At 44.1% G+C, this 1,574-nt stretch carries 1 protein-coding gene; it reads right to left on the bottom strand.

Going from position 1 to position 1,574, the window contains the following annotated elements:
- The coding region (gene istA, locus WD019_RS21565; RefSeq protein WP_425712796.1) for an IS21 family transposase at positions 1-1,453 on the bottom strand (1,453 nt) is incomplete at its 3' end.
- Positions 1,454-1,574 lie beyond the last annotated feature (121 nt).

Here is a 1,574-nt window from a genome sequence, read left to right as displayed (position 1 = left end):
GTTCTTGCTCTTTTTTTCTTTCTTTCAGGCGAGAGAGATGTTGGGAAACATCTCGAAGGTCGTTTGCACTCCAGAGTTGGTCTTTTATACAGAGCTCAAGGGCCCCCTCAATTTCCTCGCGAAAATGGTGAATCGCATTTTGAACCACTTGCAGTTGATCCCGCATATATCTTGGATAGCGTTGACTCAATTCCTGTACGAATAACTCAGCTTTTCCCGTATCGTTGAATTGCCGAATGATCGTCTCTTTGTAGGCTTGGATTCCTTTTGAACGATCCCGGGAATGCTGCCGGCTTTTAATTAGTTCCCCCTTCCCTTTGCAGAGGGGGTGCCTGGCAAGGACTTCTCCTTGCGGAGTTGCTTTTATGATCAATTCCTCTTCCTTCACCTCAAGGGAAACCTTATTGTCGCCATTGTGGCGATAAGTCCCCAAAGGTACGGAGTAACGATTGGATTTGTATTTTATGACATTGTCCAAACCAACGGTTCTTGTTATACTGGAACCATGATTGCTCTCAACGGAGAACAGGGGAGAGACTGGCTTCAAGTGTTGCTTTTCCAGGGCGTGCACTTCAACTGGTCTCTTTTTTGTGTTGTTATGTACATTCAAATTCCCCGTTCGACCAAGCCATGCGATGCATTTCTCGTTCCATGCGTCAATGTTGGAAAAGACCCTGTTCTTGGCGAAATTTTGCTTTACGAACTTTACCACGTTTTCGATTTTCCCTTTGCTTTGTGGGTCTGCCTTCCGACACAAATATATGCGAAACTTGCGTTGCTCCTTGTAAGCCTGGAATTCACCGGTCAGGATGATATCCCCTGCGTTTTCGCTGACGGTGACTAAATGATCCTGGTCATAGACCATTTCCGCCGGCATACCACCAAAATAAGCGAATGCATTCTCATGGCAACGGATGGTATCTCTTGTGGTGAAAGGACGTCCTTGCCATTGCACATATTTATAGCGAGAATGGGAGAGGACAAAGGTGATGAAGTAGAGTTTCACATCCTTTTTCTCCGTATTTTTGACGGTTATTTCTCCCCAGTCGACCTGAGCCTGTTGACCCATTGGCAGTTCCTCCACAGCTTCGTGATCACGGACCCTTACTGCTTTTGGGATATGATAGATTTCCCTCAGCTCTTTTACGAACAGCCTGACTGTGCTCCCTCCAATATTGATACCAGAATGGTTTTCCTTCAACCAGTCCTCAATCTGCGAAGAAGAGAGGTCAGGGTGTTCCTTTAGCCAACTCAAGATCTGATCCTGGTAGGGATCAAGTTTCTTTGTCCTGTTACTTAGAGTGTTAACCCAATTAGTCGCCTCCTCGAATGTCATGTCCAGGTACTTGTAAACTGTATTCCTCGAAATCTCTAATTTTTTTGCGATAGCTGCCACCTTGAATCCTTGTTCTTTCAGTTGATGAACCTGCAAATACACTATTAATTTTTCCACCTTTCAAATCCCCCAAATAAGCCATGTTGAAAAGACTATCATAACTTATCTGGATTATAATTGGGGAAAAAGTGTTCATTTCTATTTAGCAGAAACTGTTGATTTTAGTTTAGCAGTTACA

Source organism: Fictibacillus sp. Mic-4, from assembly GCF_049843615.1.
Lineage (GTDB): Bacteria > Bacillota > Bacilli > Bacillales > Fictibacillaceae > Fictibacillus_A > Fictibacillus_A gelatini.
This window is presented reverse-complemented; position numbering and strand designations above follow the sequence as displayed.